General features: G+C 66.9%; 18 protein-coding genes. All 18 read right to left on the bottom strand.

What is annotated here, in order from left to right; translation table 11 throughout:
- Nucleotides 1-3: 3 nt before the first annotated feature.
- A complete protein-coding gene (locus CAL19_RS03240; protein ID WP_051423873.1) occupies nucleotides 4-333 on the bottom strand; it encodes a hypothetical protein in 330 nt (109 codons plus the stop codon).
- Entirely contained in the window at nucleotides 330-1229 is a 900-nt protein-coding gene (locus tag CAL19_RS03235; RefSeq protein WP_094796013.1) for a peptidylprolyl isomerase, read from the bottom strand. The genes CAL19_RS03240 and CAL19_RS03235 overlap by 4 nt, the downstream gene beginning before the upstream one ends.
- Nucleotides 1229-2020 carry a respiratory nitrate reductase subunit gamma gene (gene narI / locus CAL19_RS03230; RefSeq protein WP_026640911.1) on the bottom strand — a complete coding sequence of 264 codons (792 nt, stop codon included), beginning with the start codon at nucleotides 2018-2020 and terminating at the stop codon, nucleotides 1229-1231. The genes CAL19_RS03235 and narI overlap by 1 nt, the downstream gene beginning before the upstream one ends.
- The gene (narJ, locus tag CAL19_RS03225; RefSeq protein WP_212589885.1) at nucleotides 2017-2730 is read right to left on the bottom strand and encodes a nitrate reductase molybdenum cofactor assembly chaperone; all 714 of its coding nucleotides are present in this window, start codon (nucleotides 2728-2730) and stop codon (nucleotides 2017-2019) included. Before narJ ends, narI begins: the two co-directional genes overlap by 4 nt.
- Nucleotides 2727-4253, bottom strand: coding sequence for a nitrate reductase subunit beta (gene narH, locus CAL19_RS03220; RefSeq protein WP_094796012.1), 1527 nt, complete (start codon nucleotides 4251-4253; stop codon nucleotides 2727-2729). The genes narJ and narH overlap by 4 nt, the downstream gene beginning before the upstream one ends.
- The gene (locus CAL19_RS03215; RefSeq protein WP_094796011.1) at nucleotides 4250-8029 is read right to left on the bottom strand and encodes a nitrate reductase subunit alpha; all 3780 of its coding nucleotides are present in this window, start codon (nucleotides 8027-8029) and stop codon (nucleotides 4250-4252) included. Before CAL19_RS03215 ends, narH begins: the two co-directional genes overlap by 4 nt.
- Nucleotides 8030-8474: 445 nt before the next feature.
- Entirely contained in the window at nucleotides 8475-9275 is an 801-nt protein-coding gene (locus CAL19_RS03210) for an HpcH/HpaI aldolase/citrate lyase family protein (protein ID WP_026640913.1), read from the bottom strand.
- Nucleotides 9259-10479, bottom strand: coding sequence for an MFS transporter (locus CAL19_RS03205; RefSeq protein ID WP_026640914.1), 1221 nt, complete (start codon nucleotides 10477-10479; stop codon nucleotides 9259-9261). The genes CAL19_RS03210 and CAL19_RS03205 overlap by 17 nt, the downstream gene beginning before the upstream one ends.
- On the bottom strand, nucleotides 10476-11234 hold the full coding sequence (locus CAL19_RS03200) for a GntR family transcriptional regulator (RefSeq protein WP_026640915.1): 759 nt from the start codon (nucleotides 11232-11234) through the stop codon (nucleotides 10476-10478). Before CAL19_RS03200 ends, CAL19_RS03205 begins: the two co-directional genes overlap by 4 nt.
- Nucleotides 11231-12421 carry a CaiB/BaiF CoA transferase family protein gene (locus CAL19_RS03195; protein ID WP_094796010.1) on the bottom strand — a complete coding sequence of 397 codons (1191 nt, stop codon included), beginning with the start codon at nucleotides 12419-12421 and terminating at the stop codon, nucleotides 11231-11233. Before CAL19_RS03195 ends, CAL19_RS03200 begins: the two co-directional genes overlap by 4 nt.
- The gene (locus tag CAL19_RS03190; RefSeq protein ID WP_026640917.1) at nucleotides 12418-13572 is read right to left on the bottom strand and encodes an acyl-CoA dehydrogenase family protein; all 1155 of its coding nucleotides are present in this window, start codon (nucleotides 13570-13572) and stop codon (nucleotides 12418-12420) included. Before CAL19_RS03190 ends, CAL19_RS03195 begins: the two co-directional genes overlap by 4 nt.
- 25 nt (nucleotides 13573-13597) lie before the next feature.
- Nucleotides 13598-14995 carry an MmgE/PrpD family protein gene (locus tag CAL19_RS03185; protein WP_094796009.1) on the bottom strand — a complete coding sequence of 466 codons (1398 nt, stop codon included), beginning with the start codon at nucleotides 14993-14995 and terminating at the stop codon, nucleotides 13598-13600.
- 15 nt (nucleotides 14996-15010) lie between these two features.
- Nucleotides 15011-16282: a TRAP transporter large permease gene (locus CAL19_RS03180; RefSeq protein WP_094796008.1), complete on the bottom strand. Its 1272-nt coding sequence runs from the start codon at nucleotides 16280-16282 to the stop codon at nucleotides 15011-15013.
- Entirely contained in the window at nucleotides 16279-16899 is a 621-nt protein-coding gene (locus tag CAL19_RS03175; protein WP_051423878.1) for a TRAP transporter small permease, read from the bottom strand. Before CAL19_RS03175 ends, CAL19_RS03180 begins: the two co-directional genes overlap by 4 nt.
- A complete protein-coding gene (dctP, locus tag CAL19_RS03170; RefSeq protein ID WP_094796007.1) occupies nucleotides 16886-17890 on the bottom strand; it encodes a TRAP transporter substrate-binding protein DctP in 1005 nt (334 codons plus the stop codon). Before dctP (CAL19_RS03170) ends, CAL19_RS03175 begins: the two co-directional genes overlap by 14 nt.
- Nucleotides 17887-19506 carry an amidase gene (locus CAL19_RS03165; RefSeq protein ID WP_026640921.1) on the bottom strand — a complete coding sequence of 540 codons (1620 nt, stop codon included), beginning with the start codon at nucleotides 19504-19506 and terminating at the stop codon, nucleotides 17887-17889. The genes dctP (CAL19_RS03170) and CAL19_RS03165 overlap by 4 nt, the downstream gene beginning before the upstream one ends.
- Before the next feature lies 1 nt (nucleotide 19507).
- Complete coding sequence (gene dctP, locus CAL19_RS03160) at nucleotides 19508-20497, bottom strand: TRAP transporter substrate-binding protein DctP (protein WP_026640922.1); 990 nt, start codon at nucleotides 20495-20497, stop codon at nucleotides 19508-19510.
- A 71-nt stretch (nucleotides 20498-20568) separates the two neighbouring features.
- The gene (locus CAL19_RS03155; RefSeq protein ID WP_026640923.1) at nucleotides 20569-21072 is read right to left on the bottom strand and encodes a MaoC family dehydratase; all 504 of its coding nucleotides are present in this window, start codon (nucleotides 21070-21072) and stop codon (nucleotides 20569-20571) included.
- Nucleotides 21073-21186: the final 114 nt, after the last annotated feature.

Genomic DNA, 21186 nt, shown 5'->3' with positions numbered 1-21186 from the left:
TCCTCAGGGCGTCGTGTCCCGGCTTGGCGACCGGTGTGTGCAGGCCGGCAGGCTCAGGCGCCAGTGAACCATGGCCAACAGGCAGGTAGTTCCCGGATCGGCATCGTTGCGGATCGCCGATGTCAGCGTAGCCCAGTCTTCTTCATTGGCATGACGCGAAAAATCGGCCACCGCAACGCGCACAAAGGCGGCCGGCGTCAGGCCGTCGGCGGACGCGGCGGACGCGACCCGCGCCGCCAGCGCGGCATCGGACTGGCGCAGCCACGCCTCGAAGCGCGGCGCGCCGTCGCGCGCGCTGGCCAGGATATCGCCCAGCATCGGCATCGCGGTCATGCCTCCTGTATGCGTATGCCGGCCACGTCGGCGCGCTCGGCCAGGCCGGCGACGTAGCGCCCCGCCGCCACCGACCAGCTGCGCGCCTCGAGCATGTCGGCGATCCTGGGCGCAACGGCGTCAAACGGCAGTATCTGCCCCGGGATGCGCCTCTGCAACCGCAGGACGTGCCAGCCAAAACGCGACCGCACCGGCTCGCGGCCGGTCGTGCCCTCGGGCAGCCGCTCCAGCGCTTGCTGCACGGCCGGCACCAGTTCGCCGCGCCGCACCTGTCCCAGCGAGCCGTCTTGTTGTGCCGACGGGCAGGCCGAGCACGCGCGGGCCGCGGCGGCAAACGCGGCCGGGTCGTCGGCCACGCGGGCGGCGATGGAATCGGCCCGCTGCCGCGCCGCCAGCCAGGCAGATTCGTCATCGGCCTCGGGCTCGATAAGGATGTGCGCGGCCTCGAACAGATCAGGCGTGCGGAACCGCTCCCGATTCAGCTCGTAATACCGGCGGCATTCGGGTTGCCCCGGCTGCTCGGCATGGACTTGCTGCTCGAGCAGCTTGCGCACCAGCGCGTCATCGTCGGGCTCGATGCGGCCGGCTTCATCGGTTTCGGGGTCGGGTTCCAGGCCCAGCCGGCGCGCCTCTTGCAGCAGCAGCTCGCGCACGGCCAGCGCGCGCGCCGCGTCCGTCCAGGCAGTTTCGGCATCGGGCGCCGGATGGTGCTGGATTTCGCGCGCGATGGCTTCGGGGCTAATTTCCACGCCGTTGATGCTGACCTCGCCGAACGTGGGCGGCGCGGGCAGCAGCGGTTCGGGGCCGCCGCAGCCGCCGCTTGCGCAAGCCTGCGGCATGGCCGCATCCGCGTGCGGCCGGGAGCCATAAAAACGGATGACTTCGACCGATTCCATTACGCGCCCTCCTGCCCGCTTTCGGCTTTCTGGCGCAACACGGTAGTGCCGCCATAGCTGGGCGCCACGCCGGCCGGCCCGCGCGTGGGCGACACAGGCTGCCGCGCCGCGCGCGCGCGCACGATCTGGAAGCCCGGCCGCAGCAGATACCAGATGGGCGCGCTCCAGATATGCACGAGGCGCGTGAACGGCGTGATCAGGAACAAGGTCAGCCCCAGGATGATATGCAGTTTGTAGACCAGCGCCACGTCACGGATATTTGCCGGCGCCGACGGATCCAGGGTCAGCACGCCCTGTGCCCAGCTCATGAATCGGAGCATTTCGCTGCCATCCATATGCTGCATGGTCCAGAACGTCGTGGCGATGCCCAGCACCAGCTGCAGCCAGATCAGCACCAGCACCAGAATGTCGCCCCACGATGAGCTGCGCCGGATGCGCGGGTCGAACAGGCGGCGGTGCAGCAGCAGCGAGCATCCGATAAAGGCCATCACGCCCGCGATGCCGCCCACGACCAGCGCCGCGGCCTGCTTGAAACCGTGCCCGATGCCCAGGTGGTCGATCACCGTCACCGGCGTCAACAGGCCGACGAAGTGCCCCACCAGCAACACCAGCACGCCCATGTGGAACAGGTTCGACCCCAGCACCATCTGCCGGCGCCGCAGGAACTGGCTGGACTGCGCACGCCAGCTGTACTGGCTGGCGTCGAAACGCAGGATGCTGCCCACCACCAGCACGGTCACGGCCAGGTAGGGATACCAGCCGAATGCGAGTTGATTGATGAAGTCGCTCATGGCCTCGGCTCCTTGCTTGATGTGCGGCGCACCACCTTGATCGGCACGGCCACGCCGGCGGCGGCGCCGATGCCTCCGGTAGCGGCGACGTTGAATGTGACCGGCGCCTCTTCCCACTCATCATCCACGCGGGCCGGATCGTCGTCGGGCTCGCGCGCCTGCAGCTCGCGCAGCGCCTCGGCGTCGTACTTGCCGTCGGCAAGCGCCACCAGCGCATGGAAGATGCCGGCGTAGGGCGATTGCCGCTTGTCAAGCCGGTCTGCAATGGCGGCATAAACGTGCGCCGGCTGCGCCAGCGTTTCGCGCGACTCGGCCGGCTCCAGGCATGACACGTATTCCAGGAACACAGGCAGAAAGTCGGGCAGTTCGTTGCCTTGCAGGTAGAACCCGGAAGCGACGTATTGCTCGCCCAGGTCTATCATGGCCTGCCCGCGCTCGCGGTTGTCGCCGTGCACATGCTCGAACAGATGCAGCGACAGCGAGCGCGAACGGTCGAACAGGTCGCTGTAGCCGGCCTGCAGATCAAGCAGGTCGGCGGTCTGCAGCCTGTCCAGCAAGCCTTGCAGGCCCGCCTGGGCGCGCCGCGGCAGCGCGCCTTCGCCGGCAAGCGCGGCGCGGATGTCGCCGACATGCGCCTGCAGTTCCGCCGACGGGTAGGCGAGCAAGGCCGCGCATGCCCGCAGGGTGAGTTGCATGGAAGGATGCTTCATGTCGGCACGTCCATCATGGGGTTGCGCGGCGCGCGCTTGGCCCCGCCGAACAAGTTGACCTTGGTCTTGCCGCTGGTGGCCTCCTGGAAACCGAAGCCGGTTGAACCGCGCAGCGCATAGGCGTCTTCTTCGAACTCGCGGTGCGCCGTGGGGATGACGTAGCGGTCTTCGTAAGCGGCCAGCGCCATGATGCGGTACATCTCTTCGATGCGTGCGCGGTCCAGGCCGACCCGCTGCGGAATCGAATCGTCGATGCGGCCATCGACGCTCTTGGCGCGCATGTAGGCGCGCATGGCCAGCATGCGCTCCAGCGCCTGGGCGATGGGCGCCTCGTCGCCGGCGGTCAGCAGGTTGGCCAGGTAGCGCAGCGGTATGCGCAACGAGCGCACATCGGGCATGCCGTCGCGGGCCGAGATCTTGCCGGCCTCGGCGGCGGACTGTATCGGCGAAAGCGGCGGCACGTACCACACCATGGGCAGCGTCCGGTATTCGGGGTGCAGCGGAAACGCCACCTTCCATTCAACGGCCATCTTGTACACGGGCGAGCGCGTCGCGGCCTCCAGCCATTGTTCGGGCACGCCGTCGCGCCGCGCCTGCTCTTGTACCTGCACATCGTTGGGATCCAGGAACACGCCCAGCTGCGCCGGATACAGATCGTGCGGATTCTCGACGGACGCGGCCTGTTCGATGCGGTCGGCGTCATACAGCACGACCCCCAGGTAGCGGATGCGGCCCACGCAGGTTTCGGAACAGACGGTGGGCTGGCCGGTTTCGATACGCGGATAACAGAAGATGCACTTCTCGGATTTTCCGCTGGACCAGTTGTAGTAGATTTTCTTGTACGGGCACCCGGACACGCACATGCGCCAGCCGCGGCATTTTTCCTGGTCGATGAGCACGATGCCGTCTTCGGCCCGCTTGTAGATGGCCCCCGATGGACACGACGCCAGGCAGGCCGGGTTGAGGCAATGCTCGCACAGCCTGGGCAGGTACATCATGAAGGTCTTTTCGAACTGCCCGTAGATTTCTTTTTCGATGCCCTCGAAGTTGTAGTCGTGGCTGCGCTTTTCGAACTCGCCACCCAGCATGTCTTCCCAGTTTCCGCTCCATTCGATCTTGCTGAGCAGCTCGCCCGTGACCAGCGAGCGCGGCCGCGCGGTGGGCTGCGCCTGCAGTTCGGGCGCGGCCTGCAGCCATTCGTATTCAAAGGTGTAGGGTTCGTAGAAGTCGTCGATTTCCGGCAGGTGCGGATTCGCGAAGATTTTCGACAGGATGCGCCACTTGGCCCCCTGCCTGGGCACGATCTTGCCGTTCTTGCGGCGCACCCAGCCGCCCTTCCAGCGGTCCTGGTTTTCCCAGTCTTTGGGGTAGCCGATGCCCGGCTTGGTTTCAACGTTGTTGAACCAGACATATTCCATGCCTTCGCGGTTGGTCCAGACGTTTTTACAGGTGATCGAACAGGTATGGCAGCCGATGCACTTGTCCAGGTTCAGCACCATTGCAATCTGCGCGCGCACTTTCATTTTGCCGCCTCCTTGATTCCCACGCCCCGATCGGCAGTACCGGCTTCGACATCCGCCGCGTCGTCGGCGCGCTTGTCGAACCAGTTCACCTTGCTCATCTTGCGCACCACCACGAACTCGTCGCGGTTGGCCCCCACCGTGCCGTAGTAATTGAAGCCGTAGGCCAGGTGCGCATAGCCTCCTATCATGTGCGTGGGCTTCATGTTGATGCGGGTCACCGAGTTGTGCACGCCGCCGCGCTGCCCCGTGATTTCCGAGCCCACGGTGTTCACCAGCTTTTCCTGGGCGTGGTACATGATGGCCGAACCCGGCATGATGCGTTGCGACACGATCGCGCGGGCGGTCAAGGCCCCGTTGACGTTGAACACCTCTATCCAGTCGTTGTCGCTGATGCCCGCGGCGCGCGCGTCGTCTTCACTGATCCACACTGTGGGCCCGCCGCGGTTCAGGCTGAGCATGATCAGGTTCTCGGTATACGTGGAGTGGATGCCCCACTTCTGGTGCGGCGTCAGGATGTTGAGCAGGATTTCCGGATTGCCGTTGGGCAGCTTGCCGACCACCTGCTGCACCGTCCGGGTGTCGATGGGCGGGCGCCAGGTCGCGAACGCCTCGCCGAACGCCCGCATCCAGTGATGGTCCTGATATAACGACTGGCGGCCGGTCAGCGTGCGCCACGGAATGAGCTCGTGCACGTTGGTGTAGCCGGCGTTGTAGCAGACCTTTTCGCTCTCGATTCCTGACCAGGTAGGCGACGAGATGATCTTGCGCGGCTGGGAAACAATGTCGCGAAAGCGGATTTTTTCTTCTTCCTTGCCTTCGGCCAGGTGCCCGTGGTCGCGTCCCGTAACCTTGCCCAGCGCGGCCCAGGCCTTCAGCGCCACTTCTCCATTGGTTTCGGGCGCCAGCATCAGGATGGTCTCGCAGGCGTCGATGTCGGTGTCGATCCTGGGCCGGCCCGCCGTCGGGCCCTCGGCCACCCGGCCGTTCAGGTCCGCCAGGAGCTCGACTTCATGCCGCGTGTCCCAGCCTATGCCCTTGCCGCCGTTGCCCAGCTTTTCCAGCAGGGGCCCCATCGAGGTAAAGCGCGCGTAGGTCTCGGGATAATTGCGTTCCACCAGAGTCACCGAGGGCATGGTTTTGCCCGCCACGGGTTCGCATTCGCCCTTCAGCCAGTCTTTGGGTTCATAAGGCTGGGCCAGTTCGCCCGGGGTGTCGTGCTGGATGGGGGTAAGCACCACATCGTGCTCGACGCCCAGCACTTCCGGCGCCACGCTGGAAAACTGCCTGGCGATGGCGCGGAAGATATTCCAGTCGCTCTGCGCCTCCCAGGCCGGGTCTACCGCGGCGGACAGCGGGTGGATGAAAGGGTGCATGTCCGATGTATTGAGATCGTGCTTTTCGTACCAGGTTGCCGTAGGCAGCACCACATCGGAATAAATGCTGGTGGTCGACATGCGGAAGTCGATGTTCACCATCAGGTCCAGCTTGCCCACGGGCGCCTCGTCCCGCCACGCCACGTCCTGCGGCTTGCTGATGCGTTCGCGGTCGTTGTCCGATCCCACCACGCCATGCAGCGAACCCACCAGGTGCTTCAGAAAATACTCGTGCCCCTTGCCGCTCGCGCCCAGCACGTTGGATCGCCAGAAGAACATATTGCGCGGCCAGTTGACGGGATGGTCCGGATCCAGGCTGGCGGGTTTGATATCGCCGTTGCGCATGCCTTCGGCCACCACGGCGGCCGGGTCCGCGCCGCTTTCCTTGATGCGGCGCCCCAGGTCCAGCGGGTTGGCCTGCAATTGCGGCGCGGATGGCAGCCATCCCATGCGCTCGGCCTTGGCGTTGTAGTCGATCATGGTGCCCGGCCAATCGGCTGCATCCGCCAGCGGCGACAGAATTTCCGACAACTTCAGCGTCTCGTAGCGCCACTGGTCGGTGTGCGCGTAGAAAAAGCTGGTGCCGTTCATGTGGCGCGGGGGCCGCGACCAGTCCAGCGCAAACGCCAGCGGCAGCCAGCCGGTCTGCGGACGCAGTTTCTCCTGGCCGACGTAATGCGACCACCCCCCGCCCGACTGGCCGACGCAGCCGCACATGACCAGCAGCGAAATAATGCCGCGGTAGCTCATGTCCATGTGGTACCAGTGGTTCAGGCCGGCCCCCAGGATCACCATCGAGCGGCCGCGCGTCTTCTCGGCCGTAGAGGCGAATTCGCGCGCCACCTGGATAATGGCCTGCCGCGGCACGCCGGTCACCTTCTCGGCCCAGGCGGGCGTGAACGGCACGTCTTCGTCGTAGCCGGTTGCGACATTCCCGCCGCCGAAACCGCGGTCCAGCCCGTAATTGGCGCAGAACAGATCGAACACCGTAGCCACCATGACGCTGCCGCCATCGACGGTGGCCACTTTCTTTACCGGCACGTTGCGCATCAGCACGTCGCCATGCCCCGTGGCCACGAAATCATGCGGGGCCGTGCCGCCAAAATACGGAAACGCCACCGGCTCGATCGCATCTTCATGGCCGGCGAGCGATTTGCGCAGCCGCACCTCGCGGCCCGCGCCGTCCTTGTTTTCGAGGTTCCACTTGCCCTGCTCGCCCCAGCGGAAACCCGCCGAGCCCAGGGGCGCCACCAGTTCGCCCGACAATTCGTCGCAGGCAACCGTCTTCCAGTCGGGATTATTGGTTTCGCCCAGCGCGCCGGGCAGGTCGGCGGCGCGCAGCAGGCGGTCGGGAACCAGGCGGCCATCGCGCTCGGCAAGGGTCACCAGCAACGGAAAGTCGGTATAGCGGCGCGTGTAGTCGTCGAAGTAATCGACCTGGCGATCGATGTGGAACTCGCGCAGCACCACGTGGCCCAGCGCAAGCGCCAGGGCGGCGTCCGTGCCCTGCTTGGGATGCAGCCACAGGTCCGAGAACTTGGCCGCCTCGTTGAAATCGGGGGCAATCACCACGCTCTTGGCGCCGCGATAGCGCACTTCCGAATAAAAGTGCGCATCGGGCGCGCGCGTCATGGGGATGTTCGAGCCCCACACCAGCAGGAACGCGGCGTTGTACCAATCGGCGCTCTCGGGAACGTCGGTCTGCTCGCCCCAGGTCTGCGGCGACGAGGGCGGCAGGTCGCAATACCAGTCGTAGAAGCTCAGCAGGTTGCCGCCTATCAGCGACAGGTAGCGGCTGCCCGCGGCGTAAGAGATCATCGACATCGCCGGAATCGGCGAAAACCCGGCGATGCGGTCGGGGCCGTATTCTTTGATGGTGTAGGCGTTGGCCGCCGCGATGAGTTCGGTGACCTCGTCCCACCCCACTCGCACGAAGCCGCCGCGCCCGCGCCGGGACACCCAGTCATGGCGCTTGCCGCTGTCCTGCACGATGGACTTCCAGGCCGCGACCGGCGACAGGGTCTTGCGGGCTTCGCGCCAATGCCTGATGAGCCGGGCGCGCACCAGCGGATACTTGACCCGCGTGCCCGAATACAGATACCAGCTGTAGCTGGCGCCGCGCGGGCAGCCGCGCGGCTCATGGTTGGGAAGGTCAGGACGGGTGCGGGGATAATCGGTCTGCTGCGTTTCCCACGTCACGATCCCGCCCTTGACGTAGATTTTCCAGGAACAGGAACCGGTGCAGTTCACGCCATGGGTAGAGCGCACGATCTTGTCGGCCGACCACCGCTTGCGATAGGCGTCTTCCCAATCGCGCGACTCGTCCGTGGTAATGCCATGCCCGTCGGCGAACTTGTCCCGCGATCTGCGAAAGTACGTCAGGCGGTCTAGGAAGTGGCTCATTATCTATCCTCAGGTCAGGCGGCAAGTGGGACGGCGCCGGCCATGCGCGGCGCGGACGTCGAACGGTTGACGTGAACAAAAGGCTGGAGCGCGGGGCACTGCGCAGGCACGGCGAGGGCCTGCGCCTGCCGGCAGGCCGGGTGTGCGACGACAGTTGCAACGACACGCCGCCGGCCTGCGCGGCCGGGGCGACAAAGGGGATATCGACGGGAAATTCGTGGGGGATACGCCGCGTGGGGGCCGTGCGGCAGGCACACGGCGGCGCGTCGCCGGCCATGATCATCGGGCCTGCGGCCAGGTACCTATCGGTTGCCGACTTGCTCAATCAGCCCTCCCGCGGTCACGTGCCGATGCGACGCGCCAGGCGCTTCAGAAGCGCGCGTCGCGATTCACGATCTGTGCAGGCAGTGTAGTGGACGACTATCGGACTGACAACAACCGCGGCCTAGCCCGCCTGCCGCAACCAGGCCAGCGCAATATCGTGCAGAGGCTTGTCGACCAGCTTGCCATCGACGGTGATGGCGCCATGCGTGCCCGTGGCCACCGCCTGCACCACGCGGCGCGCCCAAGCCAGTTCATCGTCCGTTGGCATGAACCCCTGGTTCACGGGCTCGACCTGGCGCGGATGGATGCACAGCTGCCCGCCGAACCCCAGGCGGCGCGACGCCGCCGCCGCTGCCCGGACGGCCGGCTCGTCGTGCCACTGCAGCGTCGTGCCGTCGATGGGCGCGGCCAGCCCCGCCAGGCGCGAGGCCAACACCAGGCCGATGCGCGCGGGCAGCCAGCCCTGCTCGTCCTGGATGCCTGTGTCGCGTGCATAGTCCACGCTGCCGAACACCAAACGCGCCACGCCGGGCTGGCGCGCAAGCTCGCGCGCGCATTCCGCGCCCTGGGCGGTTTCGATCAGGGGAAACAGCGCCGCGTCGTGGCCGACGATGGTACGCGCGCGGCGCAGCACATCAGGGGACTCGGCCTTGGGCACCATGACAGCCCGGCAGCCCGCCCGCGCCAGCGCGCGCAGATCGTCTTCAAACCAGGGCGTTGCGGCGCTGTTGACGCGGACGATGGCGGAGTGGCGCGTCTGGTGGATCCAGCCGGCCACGGCGTCGCGCGCGGCCGGCTTGGCATCTGGCAGCACGGCGTCTTCCAGGTCCAGGATGATGGCGTCGGCGCCCGTTGAGGCAGCCTTGGCATAGCGATCGGCGCGATCGCCGGGAACGAACAGCAGGCTACGCAGACGATGCATGATCGGCGGGCTCCGGTGCGGCAAAATGGCGGCGCTGCGTGGCCAGCAACAGGCCGAACACCAGCGCCGGAATCACGATCAGCACAAAGGCCGGGCGATAGCCGCCCAGCAGCGCGGCGATGGCGCCGAACAGCGGCGGCCCCAGCACCACGCCCAGGAAGGTGCAGGTAAGCGCGCCGCCAGTGGCCAGGCTGGCCTTGCCGGGCGGCGCCTGCCGCGCGACTTCGGCCAGGTATACGCCGTTCCAGCCCACCGCCGCCGCGCCCAGCACCACCAGCGCCAGCGCAACCACGGGCACGGGCGCGCCCGCGGGCAGCAAGACCAGCGCCAATATGCCGAACGCCATCATCAGGGCCAGCGCCGCAAGCATCATGACGGGGCCCAGGTAACGATCGGCGCACCAGCCCCATAGCAGGCGCCCGGCCACGCCGGCCACCTGGCCCACAGACAGCATCATCCCGGCTGCCACCAGGGTGTAGGCCAGGCTGTCGTGCAGGTAGGTGACCACATACGCGCTGTACGACCACTGCACGGCAGAAAAGCACAGGGACACGCCGGCCAGCAGCGCCAGCGGACGCCGCGAGAAAATCAGCGCCAGCGGCGCGGCCAGGTCGCCCAGCCCGGCGCTGCGGCCCGGACGCCTGTCTGCGTCCAGCCCGGCCCGCACCAGCTGCGCCAGCGCGGCGCACGCCAGGCACGCCAGCGCCGTGGCCAGCAGCGTGCCGCGCCACCCCATGGCGATTTCCATCTTGGGCGCAAGCAGCCCTGCCAGCACGCCGCCCAGCGGCACGCCGGTCTGCTTGATGGAAAACACAAACGACATGCGGTGCGATGGCGTCGTGCGGATGAGCAAATGCGAGCTGGCCGGCGTAATGGGCCCATAGCCCAGGCCCAGCAAGACGGCGCCCACGGCCAGCAGCCACACCTGGCCCGACAGGCTGCACAGCAGGCCGGCGGCGCACAGACCCAGCCCCCATTGGCTGGCGCGCATCGCGCCCAGCCGCGCCACCCAGCTGCCGGCGCTCAGGCTGCCCGCCATGGCGCCCATGTAGACCAGCGCCACATACACGCCCACCAGCTCGGCGCCCACGCCGGCTGCCTCGCTGAGCACCGGCGCCAGCACCGGCACCACCAGCGCGGCCGCCGCCACCAGCGACTGGATGGCCAGGGTAATGACCAGGACACCCGCCCCACCCAGCTTCACATCGACACCTGCCAGTCGCGCCGGAAGGACTCGCGATACGTGAAGCGATCGGCGGGGTGCACGCTGATCGCCAGCTCGACCAGCTCGTCGCGCGCATCCAGGTAGCGGCGTTCCAGCCGCAGGCCCGCCGAGCCCGGCTTGGCATCCAGGCGCCGCGCGGCGGCCTTGTCCAGCACCACGGCACGGATGTCCTGGTGCACGGTCTTGATCTGCAGGTCGAATTGCTCTTCGAGCACGGCATACAGCGCGCGCGTCATGCGCCCGCTCAGCCCGGATACGGAGCGGAATGCCGGCGCGACGTACGCGTCGGTCATGCAGATGGGCGCGTCGTGCGCTTCGGTATAGCGCAAGCCCCAGACGTGCAGCCAGGTTTCTCCGGGCGAGGCATCCAGGGTATCGGCCAGTTCGCCCTGCACTTCCAGCAGCGCCTGGCCTTCGATTTCCAGCGAGGTCTCGTAGGCATACTGCCGCAGGTCGGTGATGCCCGACATGGTCTGCGTATATTGGGTAACGGGCGCCGCCGCCAGCACACGGCTTCCCACGCCCGGCTGGCGGGTCACCATGCCCATCTGCACCAGTTGCTTGACCGCTTCGCGCACGGTAAAGCGCGACACTCCGAACTGGTCGCACAATTCGAACTCGGTGGGCAGCAGGCCGCCCACTGGGTACCGGCCCGTCCGTATCTCGTGGACCAGCGTGGTGGCCAGCTGAAGATAGCGAGGCCGGCCGCCGGGCGCTTCGATCTTTACAGTCATAGAACTGCGCTTTTCCTCAGTCGGGCGATCTGGCCGGCATCGTAGCCCGCCTGCGCCAGCAATTCATCGGTATCGGCGCCCATGGCCGGCGCGGCGCGCGCCAGTGGCGCTTCGCCGGGACAGCGAATGGGCGGGGCCACGCTTGTCACGGCCTGGCCCTGGGCATCGTACGCATCAAGCAGGCAACCGCGCGCATGCACGAAGGGGTTGTCCAACGCCTGGGCCACATCATAAACCGGCGCGGCGGGCACCTTCCCGGCGAATCGCTCCATCCAGTCGGCGGTGGATCGGGTCGTGAACACCGCCTCGAGCTCCTCGTTGAAACGCTCGCGGTTGCGCAGGCGGTCGGCAAACGTGCGGTAGTCGGGGTTTTCGGCCCATTCGGGATGGTCCATGGCCGTTGCCAGCAACGGCCAGAATTTTTCCTTGTTGCACATCACGAAGATCCAGCTGTCGGCCGTGCGGTACAGCTGGCTGGGCACCAGCGACGGGTGCCCCGACCGTGGCGCGCGGCCGGTCTGGTGGCCGCCATTCAGGTACCAGGTGGCCACGTAGCAGAGGTTGTGCAGGGCCACGTCGAACAGGCTGACGTCCACGTCGCGCCCCACGCCGCTCTGGCGCGCGCCCAGCACGGCCGACACCAGCCCCAGCGCGGCGGTGGTGCCCGTCATCAAGTCGATGATGGACAGGCCGAAACGGGCGGGCGGCCCGTCGGGCTCGCCTGTCAGCGACAGATAGCCGGCCTCGGCCTGCATCAGATAGTCGTAGCCCGGCCAGCCCGCGCGCTCGCCGTCGCGTCCGTAGGCCGACAGGTGCACGCACACGATGTCGCGCCGCACCTCGCGCAGGGTGTCGTAGGTCAGCCCCAGCTTGCCCGGCAAGTCGCCGCGCAGGTTGTTGAACACCGCATCGGCGTGCCTGCACAGGTCGTGCAGCACCTGCCGGCCTTCGGGGTGTTTCAGGTCCAGCGTGACGCTCTTCTTGTTGCGATTGAAAGCCTGGTAGAAGTGGCTGTCGCCCGGGCCGAAGTAATGCGGGCCAACGGCGCGGCCCACATCGCCGCCATCGCGCGGGTTTTCGATCTTGATGACTTCGGCGCCCAGGTCGGCGAGGTGCTGCGTGCCGAAGGGCCCGGCGCCGTACTGCTCTACCGAGACGATGCGCAATCCGTTCAACGGCAGGGTCATATGGGGTTCCTTTGCACCAGTTGCCGGGCGATGATGATGCGCTGCATTTCGTTGGTGCCTTCCCCTATTACCAGGAGCGGCGCGTCGCGATAGAAGCGCTCGACAAGATATTCTTTGGAGTATCCATAGCCGCCGTGAATGCGCATGGCTTCCAGGCTGTTCTCGACAGCGGTTTCGGTGGCGAACAGCTTGGCCATGCCGGCTTCCATGTCGCAACGTTCGCCGCGGTCGTAGGCTTCGGCCGCGCGCAACGTCAGCAGGCGCGAGGCATCGGTGCGCGTGGCCATGTCGCCCAGCTTGGTCTGGATGGCCTGGTGTTCGCAGATCGGCTTGCCGAATGTCTTGCGCTGCTGGGCGTACTTCACCGCTTCGCGCAGCGCGGCCTGCGCCACGCCCACGCCCCGCGCGGCCACGTTGATGCGGCCAAGCTCCAGGCCGTTGAGCACCATCTGCAGTCCGCGGCCTTCGGCGCCGCCGATCAGGCGGTCGGCCGGAATGCGGTAGTTTTCGAACACCAGTTCGGTGGAATCAATGCCCTTGTAGCCCAGCTTTTCCAGCTGGCGGCTGACCGTGAACCCCGGGCCTTTTTCGGCGATGAACAGGCTCATGCCCTTGTGGCGCGGCTCGGCCTGCGGGTCGGTCTTGACCAGCAGCGCGAAGCAGTTGCCGTGATAGCCATTGGTGATCCACATCTTGCTGCCGTTGACCACGTAGTCATCGCCCTCGCGGCGCGCCACCGTGCGGATCGCCTGCAGGTCGGTGCCGCAATCGGGTTCGGTCAGGCCGATGCCGCCGCGCAGCTCGCCGGTGGCAAAGCGCGGCAGGAAGGCCTGCTTCTGCGCTTCGGTGCCATTGCGCTGTACGCACATGGCCATGATCAGGTGCGAATTCAGGATGCCCGACAGCGACATCCATTCCTCGGAGATGCGCTCGATGATCCGGGCGTAGGTCACCGTGGACAGGCCCAGGCCGCCGTACTCGGGCGCGATCAGGCAGCCGAACAGGCCCATTTCCTTCATTTTTTCGACGATTTCCACGGGGTATACATCGTCGTGCTCGAATTGCCAGACGTGCGGGCGGACTTCCTGTTCGAGGAAGCGGCCCACCATATCCAGGATCAGGCGTTCCTGGCTTTCGTCATGTGAGTTCATGCCGGTCTCCATGTGAATATCTCGCTCATGCCTGCGCCAGGCCCTGGGCCAGCGCGCGCGCCGACCCCTGCTCCAGCCCCAGCACGCACGCCTCGATCGCGGCGGCGCGCTCGGCGGACACCTGGCGGCGCGCGTTGTCGTGGAACTTGGCGCGTATGTCGTCAGCGCCAAGCGGCCGGTCTTCGGCGCCGCGGTTGACCGCCTCGCGCTCGCGCAGCGTGCGACCGTCCTGCAGCTCGACGATGACTTCGCCGCCGTAATGCAGCGGGAAGTCGCTGTCGGGGTCGTGGCGATAATCCGTCAGGGCGCACAGCCCCAGCACCGCCGGGTCGTGCAGCGCGGCCTCTTCCAGGTCGTCCAGCGTCAATCGGCCTTTGCACAAGGCGGTGGCCACCAGATAGGGAATACTGAACTGCGCTTCGTAGCTGTTGGCCGGCTTGCGCTTGGAGGCCTCCGGCTCGCACACCGTCTTGACGACTTCGGCGGGCACCAGCACGGTGATGCGGCGCACTTGCTCCGGCCGCACGCCCTGCGCATGCAGGCGCGCGGCCGCATCGACCGCGGCATGCGTAAAGTGGCAGGCCGGCAGCGGCTTGACCGACACGCGTTCGACTTCCCACTGTGTGCCCAGCCCTGCCGTGGCCAGGCCCAGGTCGTAATCGAGCGCGCCCAGGTGGCTGGCGTACAGTCCGAAGCGGCCTTCGTAGGCCAGCCGCGTGCCGGTGTAGCGATGCTTGCCGAAGGTGGCGGACGTGATGCCCGCGCACGCCGCCCAGCCGGGATGCATGCGCTTGTTCCAGGCGCCATCATTCAGGAATTCCAGACTGCCCGAGGCCGTGGAAAGCGCGATGCCCTGGGCATCCACCAGCTGCTGCGCATCCAGCCCCAGCAGCCAGCCGGCCGCCAGCGTGCAGCCGAAGGCGCCGATCAGTCCGGTGGGATGAAACCCCACCTGGTGAAACCCCCCCTTGGCCACGGCGCCCAGGCGCGTGGCGACTTCCATGCCCAGCACATAGGCGGCCAGCATGTCGGCGCCGGAACGGTCATCGCGCGCGGCCACGGCCAGCACGGCGGGCAGGACCGACGCCGTGGCATGGATCACCCCGCGCGCGTGCGTATCGTCGTAGTCCAGGCCGTGGATCAACACGCCGTTTGCCAGCGCCGCATTGCGCGGATCCATGCGCCGGGACGACCCTATCACGACGCTGTCGCCGCCGCCGTCCAGTTCGCCGATGGCAGCCAGCGCGCGTCGCGAAAACTCATAACCGTGCGAGGCCAGCGCAATGCCGATGGAATCCAGCATCAACAGGCGGGCACGTTCGCGCGCCGACGCGGGAATGGCAGCGGCCTCAAAGCCGGCGGCGTAGCGCGCCAGTGTTTCGGACAGCGCCAGCGTGGCCGGCGCCTCAGCGTGGTCTTTCATTGCAGGTCCTCCCTATCAATCCAGCAGCACCAGCGACAACGCGGGCACAAAGGTAATCAACGCCAGCGACACCAGGCGGGTGACATAGAACGGCACCACGCCGCGCGCCACCTGCTCGACCGGAATGCGCGCGATGCCGCTCATGACGAACAAGTTCAGGCCGATGGGCGGCGTAAGCGTCGCGATCTCGACGTTGGCGACCATGATCACGGCAAAGTGAACCGGGTCAACGCCCAGGTGCGTGGCCATGGGAAACAGCAAGGGCGCCGTCAGCACGATCATCGCCACGCCATCGAGGAACATGCCCAGCAACAGCAGCACCGCGTTGGCCAGCAGCAGGAACTGCCAGGCCGACATGTCCATGCGTTCCATGAAGCCGATCAGCGACGCCGATACGCCCATGCGCGCCAGGATGAAGCCGATCAGGCTGCCTCCCATGACCACCATGAAAATCATGGTGGATTGCAGGATGGATTCCTGCGACACCTGCCAGACCGTGCGCCAATTCATGGTCCGGTACACCACGACGCACAGCAGCGCCGCATAGCCGGCGGCCACGGCCGACACTTCGGTGGGGGTGAAAATGCCCAGGTAGATGCTGCCCAGCACCAGCACGGGCATCGACAGCGCGCCCGAGGCGCGCGGCAGACGCTTCACGAAGCCGGCGAAATCCGGCTTGACCGTGGTGGCGCCGTAGCCGCCCCGCCGCGTCATCCAGGCCGTGGTCAGCAACAGCAGCGCGGCTTCCATCAGGCCGGGCACGATGCCGGCCACGAACAGCCGGTCCACGGGCAGGCCCACGATGGAGCCGATCAGGATGAAACCCAGCGAAGGCGGAATCATCAGCCCCAGCGTGCCGCCCACCGCCACCAGGGCCGCCGAGAAGCGCGGCGGGTAATTCTCGCGCTTCAGGCCATCGACCGTGGCCGCGCCGATGGCGGCTGCCGACCCCACGCTGGACCCGGATACCGCCGCGAAGAACACGCAGGCCAGCATCACCGTCAGCGCCAGGCCGCCGCGCACGCAGCGCACCACGCTGCCGATCAGCTCGATCATCAGCGCCACGATGTTGCCGCGCATCATCAGGTTGCCCATCAGCACGAACATCGGTATGGCCATCAGCGGGTAGCTGTTGATGGACTTGAATGCGGTCTGCGCCACGACGGTCAGGGGCACGCCGTCCACCGACATCACCATGGCGCTGGACATCAGGCCCATGGCCGTGCCCACGTGCGCGCCCAGGGCCAGCAGCACCAGCAGGCCCAAAACCGAAAGTCCCAGTGTCATAGCAGCGGCTCCTTGCCAGAGATGGCGGCCACGACGCCGGCATCGGGTTCGTCTTCTGCAGCCTCGGGCACGAACGGATCGCCCCAGCGCCAGGCATACCAGGCGGCGCACGCGTAATACACGAACAGCGCAAGGCCGCCCACCGGCATGGCCAGGAACAACAGCCACATCGGCAGTTCGAGCGATGACTCGGACACCATGCCCATGGTGTAGAACCGTTGCACCTGGGGAATGGACGAATACGCCAGGATGAAGGCGAACGCCATGCCCGCCAGGCAGGTCAGCAGCCAGACCGCGCGCTGCACGGGCGGCGGCAGCCGCTGCACCAGCAGTTCGGTGCGAATATGGCAGTGGCGGAAACCCGCGATGCCCAGCGTCAGGAAAAACGCCCACACCATCAGGAAACGCACGGATTCTTCGGCCCAGAAATAGCTGACATCCAGCACATACCGGCTGAAGCCTTCCAGGATCATGATGCCCGTGGCGCCCAGCGCCAGGGCGGTGGCCAACGCCAGCACCAGGCGCGATATCCAGCCCAGCCGGCCGAACACGGGCGCCACGCGCGCCGCGGCGGGCGCTGCGGGTATAGAAGCCGAATTCAGGTCACTTGCCATCATTGACGCACTCCTTGCGGATTTTCTCCAGCTGCACGATGGCATCGGCATGCTTGCTGCGGAAGCCCTCGCCCGCCGCCACGAAACGCGCCTTCAGCTTGTCGACTTCGGCCGGCTCCATGACGCGGTAATGGCCGCCCTGCGCCACCATCTTGTCGATCAGCTGGCGGTCTTTGGCGACGGTTTCCTGCCACTGCCGCGCGATGATCTCGGCCAGCACGTCCTGGATGATCTTGCGCTGGTCGCCCGGCAAGCCATCGAGCCACATCTTGTCCACTGTCACGGCCGAGGTCGCCAGGCCCATGCCGGGAGCCAGCGTGGCATAGCGCGCCGTGTTGCCCAGCACGTCTACCCATCCTGCGGGCGAGGTCATGGCGCCATCGATGGCTCCCTGCGACAGCGCGGCAGACATTTCGGACGCCGCCATCGAGATGGGGCTGGCCTGCACCGAACGCATGGCATCCAGCATGATCTGCCCGCCTATCACCCTGACCTTCTGCCCTTTCAGGTCGTCAACCTGGCGGATGTCGCGGTCTTTCATCAGGAAGATCAGGTCGGCCGTGCGCAGAAAGCCCAGCACCTGCATGCCGCGCGGCTCCAGATAGCCGGAGATCATGCGCGTGAAGCCCTCGGCGAAACACGCATTGGTCATTTCTTCGGTGGTCAGCGCGAACGGAAGGCTGGCCACGCCCACGCGCGCGTCGAACTGCTCCAGGCGCGACGACACCGGCCACACCATGTGGAGGGCGCCGGTGCCCAGCGCGGCCAGGCCGTCGCGGTCGTTGTACAGCTGCGAAGCCGGAAAGTACTTGCCCTTGACTGCGCCGTCGGTGCGCTTGTCAACCTCGGCAATGAACTGCTCGATATACGGGCTGGGGTTGGTGGCCAGCGGAATTTCGCTGGTGATGATCATTTCTGCGGCCCCGGCCGCGCCACCCCAGCAGATCGCCAGGGCGGCGCACCAGGGCGCCGCCTTGCTCCAGATCGTCTTCATGTCGCCTCCGTCGCGGCGGTTGATCCGCCTGTTTGCATGCCGGGCGCCGGACGGCGCGCATGCCATGTCGTCGTGCGCTGGAACAGCCTGCCCAGCGCCAGCACCCTGTCCTCGCCCAAGGGCGGGCCCACCAGCTGCATGCCCAGCGGCAGGCCGCCGGCGCCGGCGCCCGCCGGCAGGGTCAGCACCGGCAGGCCCAGGTAGTTGATGCCGCGTGTCCACGAGGACAAAAGCGCGAATTCGCGTTCCAGGCGAGCCTGGTCGGGCCCGTGCGTGTCGTCGACCCTTGGCGCGACATCGGGCGTGCACGGCAGCAGCAGGGCATCGGCCCCGCCCTGTACGGCATTCAGGTAATGCCGCAGAAAGGGCGCGCGCAGGCGCAGGGCATTGCAGTAGTCCGCTCCCGACACCAGCAGGCCGCGCGCGATGCGGCGACGCACCTGGCGCCCGTAACCGTCGCCGTGCTCGTGCAGCCAGCGCCGGTGCATGGCGGCGGCTTCCACCGCCAGCACGATAGAAGCCAGTTGCCCGGCCCGCTGCAGCAGCGGGTACGGAGAGGCCACGGGATGGCACTCGACCCCCGCGTCGCGCAGCGCGCGCACCGCCTCGTCCAGGGCCCGCCGCATGTCGGCGGACATGGGGTCATCGTCGCGCCAGCGCGGCACGGCCACGCGCAAGGCGCGGGGCGCATCGCCCAGGGTGGCCGGCGCGTCCACGCACGAAAGGTCGGCCGCATCGGCGCCGGCCAGCGCGCGGTACGCATGGCCGCACAGCTCGGCAGACCACGCCAGCGGTCCGATGCAGTCCTGGCTGGGCGACAGCGGCATGGCGCCCGCCACGCTGATGCGATGCTGGGTGGGTTTCAGGCCGGTAAGGCCGCACAAGGCCGCGGGCAGGCGCACCGATCCGCCCGTGTCCGAGCCTATCGCCAAAGGCACATGCCCCGCCGCAACCGACATCGCGGCCCCGCTGGAGCTGCCACCCGATACGCGGCCTATGTCCCAGGGATTGCGGCCGGGCCCCAGGGTGGCATTCCAGCCGGTGGGCGACATGGCAAACTCGGCCATGTGCTGCGCGCCCAGCACGACGGCGCCTGCGGCGTGCAGCCGCGCCACCACTGCGGAATCGGCGCCGGCCGGCGCGCTGCCATCGCGCAGGCGGGTGCCCCAGCCTGCCACGCGCCCTTTGCGGTCGAACATGTCCTTGATGCCCACCGGCATGCCATGCAGCGGCCCGCATGGCCCGCCCTGCCGGTATTCTTCATCGCGCTGGCGGGCTTGCGCCAGCGCGGCGTCGGCATCGATATCCACCCACGCCAGCCGACCGGGCGCGCTGCGCTCGATCTGCGCCAGGCAGTCGCGCACCCATGCTTCGCTGCCGCGCCGGGCCGGCGCATCGGCCGGCGCGGGCGCGTCCGGCCATGGTTCGGGAGCCAGGCTGCGCAACACCTGCCCGAACGGCGCCGCCACTTCTGTCATGGCCAGCAGCGCCGCTTCTTCCTGCAGCGTCGCGGCCAGCCCGGCCACGGCCATGGCAAGATCGGGCAGATCATCCCCGTCCAGCGGCAGGCCGCGGGCCCCCGACCAGTCGCGCGCCGACTGGATGAGAGCGTCCATGTCAGACTCCGCAGCCTTGCGCGATGGCGTCGACCTGCTTGACCACGTCGCCGTACTTGTCGGTATAGACCTTCTTCGCGGTGTCGGCGCGAGCCTTCCATTCCGCCGCGGCGGCATCGTCCGCGACGCGATACACCGAGCCCTGCGCTTCCATCTGCTTTACAGCCTTGGCATCGGCGGCGCGCGCCTCATCCCACTGGCGCTTGATAATGTCGTTCAGGCTGTCGACCACGGCCTGGCGCTGGTCGGCAGGCAACGCGTCCATCCAGTTGCGGTCCACCACGACGGCATAGGTGGCCAATGACATACCCGGCACATGAAACGCGTACTTGCCGGTCTTGCCTATCATCTCGGCCCAGCCGGCCGGCGACGTCAGCACGCCGTCGATCGCGCCCTGCGCCAGCGCCGTGCTCATTTCCGACGCGGCCATCGACACGGGGCTTGCATCGAAGCTGCGCACCATGTCCAGGAAGATGCGGCCGCCCGTCACGCGCAGCTTGGCGCCCTGCATGTCGGCCAGCGACTTCACATCGCGGTCACGAAAAATAAAGAACAGGTCGGCGGTGCGCAGCAGCCCCAGCACCTGCAGCTGGCGCGATTTCAGGCGGTCGGATATCAGTTCCGTCAGGCCGCTGGCAAAGCATTGGTTCTCCATCAGCTTGTCCGACAGGCCGAACGGCAGGTTCACGTAGCCCAGCCCGGCATCCAGCGTCTCGAGCCGCACCGACACCGGCCACACCATGTGCACGGCGCCCGTGCCGATGGCGGCCAGGCCATCCTGGTCGTTGTATAGCTGCGAGGCCGGGAACACCTTGACCTGCACCGCGCCGTTCGTGCGCTTGGCAACGTCCTGCGCAAACTCGTTCATGTACTTGGTTTTCCAGTGCGACGCCGCGACTTCCGACGTCAACACCATCTCGACTGCGTAAGAGCTCAATGGCGACAGCAGCGCAAACAGCAGCGCCGCACGGCGCAACAATGAATACGACATGGCAATACCTCCTCTGGTGAGTACTGCAATGCAACGCGGGCGGCGCCCGCGCACAAACGGGCATGTAATGCTTATTGGTCGCCCACGCCGTGCCCGCGCTTGGGCACCAGGCTGTAACGGATGAAGTTCATGACCTCCACGCCGTCCTGGTTGAAGGCGCGGGTGCGGGTCGTGACGATGCCCTGCGTGGGCCGGCTGCGCGATTCCCGCAGCTCGAGCACTTCGGACTCTGCGTACAGCGTGTCGCCTGCGAAAACGGGCGCGGTCAGGTTGATTTCTTTCCACCCCAGGTTGGCAATCGCCTTGCCGCTGATATCGGCCACCGTCATGCCCAGCACCACGGCCAGCGTCAGCCCGCTGTTGACCAGCAGCTTGCCGAATTCGCTTTTGCCGGCGTAGGCGGCATCGCAATGCATCGGATGAAAGTTCATCGTCATCAACGAGAACTGGATGTTGTCGGCGTCCGTAAGCGTGCGGCCGGGCCGGTGCTCGTACACCGCGCCCACCTCGAACTCTTCCAGATAGCGGCCAAAACTGAAGCGATACCGCTTGGGCCCGACGGCCATGACCTCCATATTGCCTCCTTTGTCTAGTTTGTTAGTTTGTCTGGACAAATACTCGAACAAAGAGGCACCCCCTGTCAACGACTTTTCATCCTGCGCCGCAGCATCGCTTTCGCGAAGCACCCG

It is taken from the genome of Bordetella genomosp. 7, assembly GCF_002261265.1.
Lineage (GTDB): Bacteria > Pseudomonadota > Gammaproteobacteria > Burkholderiales > Burkholderiaceae_B > Bordetella_A.
The sequence above is the reverse complement of the archived record's forward strand: the minus strand, read 5'-3'. Positions and strand labels throughout refer to the sequence as shown.

Excerpts from the sequence above, each read along its gene's own strand:
- CAL19_RS03240 (WP_051423873.1), bottom strand. The coding sequence starts at position 333 with ATGACCGCGATGCCGATGCTGGGCGATATCCTGGCCAGCGCGCGCGAC.
- CAL19_RS03235 (WP_094796013.1), bottom strand. The coding sequence starts at position 1,229 with ATGGAATCGGTCGAAGTCATCCGTTTTTATGGCTCCCGGCCGCACGCG.
- narI (WP_026640911.1), bottom strand. The coding sequence starts at position 2,020 with ATGAGCGACTTCATCAATCAACTCGCATTCGGCTGGTATCCCTACCTG.
- narJ (WP_212589885.1), bottom strand. The coding sequence starts at position 2,730 with ATGAAGCATCCTTCCATGCAACTCACCCTGCGGGCATGCGCGGCCTTG.
- narH (WP_094796012.1), bottom strand. The coding sequence starts at position 4,253 with ATGAAAGTGCGCGCGCAGATTGCAATGGTGCTGAACCTGGACAAGTGC.
- CAL19_RS03215 (WP_094796011.1), bottom strand. The coding sequence starts at position 8,029 with ATGAGCCACTTCCTAGACCGCCTGACGTACTTTCGCAGATCGCGGGAC.
- CAL19_RS03210 (WP_026640913.1), bottom strand. The coding sequence starts at position 9,275 with ATGCATCGTCTGCGTAGCCTGCTGTTCGTTCCCGGCGATCGCGCCGAT.
- CAL19_RS03200 (WP_026640915.1), bottom strand. The coding sequence starts at position 11,234 with ATGACTGTAAAGATCGAAGCGCCCGGCGGCCGGCCTCGCTATCTTCAG.
- CAL19_RS03195 (WP_094796010.1), bottom strand. The coding sequence starts at position 12,421 with ATGACCCTGCCGTTGAACGGATTGCGCATCGTCTCGGTAGAGCAGTAC.
- CAL19_RS03190 (WP_026640917.1), bottom strand. The coding sequence starts at position 13,572 with ATGAACTCACATGACGAAAGCCAGGAACGCCTGATCCTGGATATGGTG.
- CAL19_RS03185 (WP_094796009.1), bottom strand. The coding sequence starts at position 14,995 with ATGAAAGACCACGCTGAGGCGCCGGCCACGCTGGCGCTGTCCGAAACA.
- CAL19_RS03180 (WP_094796008.1), bottom strand. The coding sequence starts at position 16,282 with ATGACACTGGGACTTTCGGTTTTGGGCCTGCTGGTGCTGCTGGCCCTG.
- CAL19_RS03175 (WP_051423878.1), bottom strand. The coding sequence starts at position 16,899 with ATGATGGCAAGTGACCTGAATTCGGCTTCTATACCCGCAGCGCCCGCC.
- dctP (WP_094796007.1), bottom strand. The coding sequence starts at position 17,890 with ATGAAGACGATCTGGAGCAAGGCGGCGCCCTGGTGCGCCGCCCTGGCG.
- CAL19_RS03165 (WP_026640921.1), bottom strand. The coding sequence starts at position 19,506 with ATGGACGCTCTCATCCAGTCGGCGCGCGACTGGTCGGGGGCCCGCGGC.
- dctP (WP_026640922.1), bottom strand. The coding sequence starts at position 20,497 with ATGTCGTATTCATTGTTGCGCCGTGCGGCGCTGCTGTTTGCGCTGCTG.
- CAL19_RS03155 (WP_026640923.1), bottom strand. The coding sequence starts at position 21,072 with ATGGAGGTCATGGCCGTCGGGCCCAAGCGGTATCGCTTCAGTTTTGGC.